The organism is Streptomyces sp. NPDC057543 (genome assembly GCF_042801895.1).
GTDB lineage: Bacteria > Actinomycetota > Actinomycetes > Streptomycetales > Streptomycetaceae > Streptomyces.
Map to the genome: position 1 here is coordinate 1 of NZ_JBHVFF010000403.1, position 5,887 is coordinate 5,887.

Below are 5,887 nucleotides of genomic sequence, written 5' to 3' on the forward strand. Positions count from 1 at the left end.
GCTGTGCGAGTGGGCGACCACCGAGGAGGGGCGGTCGGCGCTGAAGGGCGCGCTCGACGCGGTGGTGAGCCAGGTCCGTTCCGTGGACGAGGGGGAGCGGCGGGACGCGCTGCTGGTCCTCGACTCGCTGAAGCGGGGGTACGGGCCGCGCCCGGTCGCCGCTCTGGACGCGGTCACCGAGGCGCTCCGGGCGGCGGGGCTTGTCCGTACTGCGTCCGGGGTGGCGCTGTCGGCGGCCCTGTCGGCTCTGACGGATGCGGAGGAGGGGACGGTGGAGCGGTGGGACCGGTGGCTGGCCCTCGCGGGGGAGCGGCCGGGCCTGCTCGACGCCATCCGGCACGAGTGGCTGGGGCCGCGGCCGGTGCTGCCGATCGCGGCGATCGGCACGGTGGTGGCTGCGCTGCGGGCGCGCGGGTCGGCCGTTGCGGGGCTGGCCGCGGTGGAGCTGGTCGTCCGGGCGGGGGGTAACACCCGGTGGGCGGATCCCTGGCCGGACCAGCTGGCCGCGCTTCGGGACAGCGAGCATCCGGATGTCGCGGAGGCGGCGCTTCTGGCCGATGCCCGCCGGGCCGGTCCGGCGACCGCCGAGTGACGGCGGACCCGCCCCACTCCAAGTGGCAGAGAAGCCCGGGTTCTGATCGACATTGTCGATGAATCATCCCCTCCGGAAAGGCAGAACCATGGCGGGAGACGACCTCGGCAGCCTGCTGGGCAGTTTGCTGGGCGGTGGCGGCCAGGACGGCGCCTCCGGCGGCGCCGGGAACATCCTCGGCGCACTGCTGGGCGCACCGGGCGACGCCCGAAGCGGTACGGGCGGCGGTGGCAACGCGCTCGAAGGCCTGATCGGGATGCTCACCGAGTCCGGCCTCGTCGACCCGGCGCAGTCCTGGGTCGGCACCGGTGAGAACCAGGCCGTCAGCGGCGCCCGGATCGCCGAGGCGCTGCCGGACGAGACCCTGCAGAAGGTCGCCCGGGAGACCGGGGTCTCCACAGAACAGGCAGCCGACGAGATCGCCCGGTCGCTGCCGACGGCGGTCGACAGACTGACCCCGTCGGGAGAGGTCCTCGAGGGGCGCTTGATCGAGGACCTGGTCCGGGAACAGCGGCTCTGGGACCGGGGCGGCCGCACGGCCGTTCACCGCGCAGAAAGAAGTGTTCCCCCGGAACACCCTGCGCGGCCGGAGGGCCTTCACCACCAGGCGGAGCTCTCCGGCCGACGCGCTCTGCCACGTGCACGTCACCGCCCCGTCTCACTGGGAGAGCACCGCGGCCGCCCCTGCCCCCGCCCCTCTAGGCTGATCCCGCAGAAGGATCACGCAGGCGGACAGCAGGCGCGACACGTACGAAGAAGCGAGGAGCACGACGTGGCGGTACGAGCGGTCCGTGGAGCCGTCCAACTGGAGCAGGACGAGGCCGGACACATGGCCGAGCGGGTCAGCGCCCTGCTCACCGCCGTCCTGGAGCGCAACAGTCTCGTCGCGGACGACCTGATCAGTATCTGGTTCACGGCCACTCCCGATCTGCACAGCGACTTCCCGGCCGCCGCGGCGCGCGGGCTCGGTATCGTCGACGTACCACTGATCTGCGCCCAGGAACTGGACATCGTGGGCGCCATGCCCCGCGTGGTACGGATCCTCGCGCACGTCGAGACGTACCTTCCCAAGTCCGAGATCGCGCACGTGTACCTCGGTGCCACCGCCGCCCTCCGCAAGGACATCGCCCAGTGAGAACCGCCCTCGTCATCGGAACGGGCCTCGTCGGCACCTCCGCAGCCCTTGCCCTCGCCGGGCGCGGCATCCATGTCCACCTCGTCGACCACGATCCCGAATCGGCCCGCACCGCGGCGGCGCTCGGCGCCGGTACGGACGAGGCACCCGAGGGCCGCGTCGACCTGGCGATCATCGCCGTGCCGCCCGCCCATGTGGCCTCGGTGCTGGCCACCGCCATGCGGGACGGCGTGGCCCGCGGCTACCTCGACGTCGCCAGTGTCAAGGGCGGCCCGCGCCGCGAGCTGGAGGCCCGCGGCGTCGACCTCACGCCGTACATCGGTACGCACCCCATGGCCGGAAAGGAGCGATCGGGCCCCCTCGCCGCCACCGCGGACCTCTTCGAGGGCCGCCCCTGGGTCCTCACCCCGACCCGTGACACCGACACCGAGGTCCTCAACCTCGCCCTGGAACTGGTCGCGCTCTGCCGCGCCGTACCGGTCGTCATGGACGCCGACGCGCACGACCGGGCCGTCGCCCTGGTCTCCCATACCCCGCAGCTGATCTCGTCGATGGTCGCCGCCCGCCTGGAGGAGGCCGACGAGACCGCCGTCCGCCTCTGCGGTCAGGGCATCAGGGACGTCACCCGGATCGCCGCCTCCGACCCCCGGATGTGGGTGGAGATCCTCTCCGCCAACCCCGGCCCGGTCGCCGACGTGCTGGCCGGGGTCGCCGCCGATCTGGACGAGACGGTACGGGCGCTGCGCGGCCTGCAGTCCGGTGACGACGACAAGCGCCGCGAGGGCACCGAAGGCATCGAGGACGTGCTGCGCCGCGGCAACGCGGGCCGGGTCCGGGTGCCCGGCAAGCACGGGACGGCCCCCGCCTCGTACGAGATCGTGTCCGTGCTCATCAGTGACCGGCCGGGCGAACTGGCCGGGATCTTCGCCGACGCCGGCCGGGCCGGGGTCAACGTCGAGGACGTCCGGATCGAGCACGCCACCGGGCAGCAGGCGGGCCTGGTCCAGCTGATGGTCGAGCCGAGCGCGGCCCCCGAACTGAGCGCGGCGCTGCGCGACCGGGGCTGGTCGCTGCGCCAGTAGGCCCGGGGCGGCGGGCCCGGAGGCGGTTGTCCACAGGGGTGCAGAGGACCGCTCCGACACTCGGTAACCTTGTGCGGGGCGGGTTCGCGCGCCCCCGTCCCGCCCACCCCGTGTACCAGGAAGGTGTCCACCACCGTGGAAACCGCAAGCGCCGCCGCCCGGACGGCCCCGGCCGCAGTGATCGTCGCCATCGACGGGCCCTCCGGCACCGGCAAGTCGAGCACGTCCAAGGCCGTCGCCGCCCAGCTCGGCCTGAGCTACCTGGACACCGGTGCCCAGTACCGGGCGATCACCTGGTGGATGCTGAACAACGGCATCGACGTGCAGGACGCGATGGAGGTGGCGACCGCCGCCGCGAAGCCGGTCATCGTCTCCGGTACGGACCCGGCCGCCCCGACGATCACGGTCGACGGCGAGGACGCCTCGGGCCCGATCCGCACCCAGGAGGTCACCTCCAAGGTCAGCGCCGTCAGCGCGGTCCCCGAGGTGCGCAGCCGCATCACCGAGCTGCAGCGCACCATCGCCGCCGCGGCCGACCGGGGCATAGTGGTCGAGGGCCGCGACATCGGCACCACGGTGCTGCCCGACGCCGACCTGAAGATCTTCCTCACCGCATCGCCGGAGGCGCGTGCCGCCCGCCGCAGCGGGGAGGTCAAGGGCTCCGACGTCGCCACCACCAAGGAGGCGCTGATCAAGCGGGACGCGGCCGACTCCGGCCGCAAGACCTCCCCGCTGGCCAAGGCGGACGATGCCGTCGAGGTGGACACCACCGAGCTGACCCTCCAGCAGGTCATCGAGTGCGTCGTCACCCTCGTCGAGGAGAAGCGGGCAGTGAAGTGACCCGTGCCACGGGTTCACCCTCGCTGCGCGGGGCGGCGGTCGGGCGCGGGATAGGGATCGGCCTGATGTACGGGCTGTGGAAGCCCCGCGTCCTCGGTGCGTGGCGGGTTCCCGCCTCCGGACCCGTCATACTCGCGGTGAACCACTCCCACAACATCGACGGTCCGATGCTGATGGGCACCGCGCCCCGGCCCGTCCACTTCCTGATCAAGAAAGAGGCGTTCGTCGGCCCGCTCGACCCGTTCCTGCGCGGAATCGGGCAGCTGAAGGTGGACCGTACGACCGCCGACCGCACCGCCATCACGGACGCCCTCGGCGTGCTGGAGAACGGCGGGGTGCTCGGGATCTTCCCCGAGGGCACCAGGGGCGAGGGCGACTTCGCCTCCCTGCGGGCCGGGCTCGCGTATTTCGCCGTACGCAGCGGGGCGCCGATCGTGCCCGTGGCCGTGCTGGGAAGCACCGAGCGTCGCGGACGGCTGGTATCGGCACTGCCGCCGTTGCGCAGCCGGGTCGATGTCGTCTTCGGTGATGCCTTCGAGGCGCAGGAGGGGGCGCGCAGCGCGGGCGGCGGCGGGCGGCGGACGCGGAAGGCGCTGGACGAGGCGACGGTGCGGATCCAGGCGCGGCTGACCGCCCATCTGGACGACGCCAGGCGTTTCACCGGGCGTAGGTAAGACTTGAGTAGTGGGCCGCGTGGTCGTGGCCCATCGATGATGACGCAAAGAGGAACGGACTTCATGAACGACCAGATTCACTCCGACGGCTCGGACCACGAGCACGGAGCGCTTGGCGACGCCGAGTACGCGGAGTTCATGGAGCTCGCCGCGGAGGAGGGTTTCGATGCCGAAGAGGTCGAGGGCGCGATCGGTGAGGCCGGTCACGGACCGCTTCCCGTGCTCGCCGTCGTCGGCCGCCCCAACGTCGGCAAGTCGACGCTGGTGAACCGGATCATCGGCCGCCGTGAGGCGGTCGTCGAGGACAAGCCCGGCGTCACCCGCGACCGCGTCACCTACGAGGCCGAATGGGCGGGCCGCCGCTTCAAGGTCGTCGACACCGGCGGCTGGGAGCAGGACGTGCTGGGCATCGACGCCTCCGTCGCCGCCCAGGCCGAGTACGCCATCGAGGCGGCGGACGCGGTCGTCTTCGTGGTCGACTCCACGGTCGGCGCGACCGACACCGACGAGGCCGTCGTCAAGCTGCTGCGCCGGGCCGGCAAGCCCGTCGTGCTGTGCGCCAACAAGGTCGACGGGCAGAGCGGCGAGGCGGACGCCACCGCGCTCTGGTCGCTGGGCCTCGGCGAGCCGCACCCGGTCTCCTCGCTGCACGGCCGCGGCACGGGAGACCTGCTCGACGCCGTTCTCGAAGCTCTGCCCGAGGCCCCGGCGCAGCGCTTCGGCACCGCCATCGGCGGACCGCGCCGGATCGCCCTCATCGGCCGTCCGAACGTCGGCAAGTCCTCGCTGCTGAACAAGGTGGCGAACGAGGACCGCGTCGTCGTCAACGAGCTCGCGGGCACCACCCGTGACCCGGTCGACGAGCTGATCGAGCTCGGCGGCATCACCTGGAAGTTCATCGACACGGCCGGTATCCGCCGCCGCGTCCACCTCCAGGAGGGCGCGGACTACTACGCCTCGCTGCGTACCGCCGCAGCCGTGGAGAAGGCCGAGGTCGCCGTCATCCTGATCGACGCCGGCGAGTCCATCAGCGTTCAGGACCAGCGCATCATCACCATGGCCGTGGAGGCCGGGCGTGCCCTGGTGATCGCGTACAACAAGTGGGACACCCTCGACGAGGAGCGCCGCTACTACCTGGAGCGCGAGATCGAGACGGAGCTCGCGCAGATCGCGTGGGCCCCGCGGGTCAACGTCTCCGCCGTCACCGGCAGGCACATGGAGAAGCTGGTCCCGGCGATCCAGACCGCGCTCGCCGGCTGGGAGACCCGCGTCCCCACCGGCCGACTGAACGCCTTCCTCGGTGAGGTCGTCGCCTCGCACCCGCACCCCGTCCGTGGCGGCAAGCAGCCCCGGATCCTCTTCGGTACCCAGGCGGGCACCAAGCCGCCGCGCTTCGTGCTGTTCTCCTCGGGCTTCCTGGAGCACGGCTACCGACGCTTCGTCGAGCGCCGGCTGCGCGAGGAATTCGGCTTCGAGGGCACCCCGATCCACATCTCGGTGCGGGTCCGCGAGAAGCGTGGCCGCAACAAGTAGCACGCAGGCCCCATGACGGAGCCCCGGACCG

6 protein-coding genes and 1 pseudogene are annotated in these 5,887 nt (G+C 72.2%); all 7 read left to right on the forward strand.

What is annotated here, in order from left to right; all coding sequences use genetic code 11:
• Nucleotides 1-592: hypothetical protein (locus ACFU8Q_RS38235; protein WP_384463814.1), on the forward strand; the 592-nt coding region annotated here is incomplete at its 5' end.
• 88 nt (nucleotides 593-680) lie between these two features.
• Nucleotides 681-1,052: pseudogene (locus tag ACFU8Q_RS38240) on the forward strand (YidB family protein); the annotation flags it as partial.
• Nucleotides 1,053-1,364: 312 nt separating this feature from the next.
• On the forward strand, nucleotides 1,365-1,727 hold the full coding sequence (gene aroH, locus ACFU8Q_RS38245) for a chorismate mutase (protein WP_266745348.1): 363 nt from the start codon (nucleotides 1,365-1,367) through the stop codon (nucleotides 1,725-1,727).
• Nucleotides 1,724-2,809 carry a prephenate dehydrogenase gene (locus ACFU8Q_RS38250; RefSeq protein ID WP_093893779.1) on the forward strand — a complete coding sequence of 362 codons (1,086 nt, stop codon included), beginning with the start codon at nucleotides 1,724-1,726 and terminating at the stop codon, nucleotides 2,807-2,809. The genes aroH and ACFU8Q_RS38250 overlap by 4 nt, the downstream gene beginning before the upstream one ends.
• Nucleotides 2,810-2,932: 123 nt before the next feature.
• Nucleotides 2,933-3,649 carry a (d)CMP kinase gene (cmk, locus tag ACFU8Q_RS38255; protein WP_384463817.1) on the forward strand — a complete coding sequence of 239 codons (717 nt, stop codon included), beginning with the start codon at nucleotides 2,933-2,935 and terminating at the stop codon, nucleotides 3,647-3,649.
• On the forward strand, nucleotides 3,646-4,323 hold the full coding sequence (locus ACFU8Q_RS38260) for a lysophospholipid acyltransferase family protein (protein WP_384463820.1): 678 nt from the start codon (nucleotides 3,646-3,648) through the stop codon (nucleotides 4,321-4,323). The genes cmk and ACFU8Q_RS38260 overlap by 4 nt, the downstream gene beginning before the upstream one ends.
• A 63-nt stretch (nucleotides 4,324-4,386) precedes the next feature.
• Nucleotides 4,387-5,856: a ribosome biogenesis GTPase Der gene (gene der, locus ACFU8Q_RS38265; RefSeq protein ID WP_383762370.1), complete on the forward strand. Its 1,470-nt coding sequence runs from the start codon at nucleotides 4,387-4,389 to the stop codon at nucleotides 5,854-5,856.
• Nucleotides 5,857-5,887: the final 31 nt, after the last annotated feature.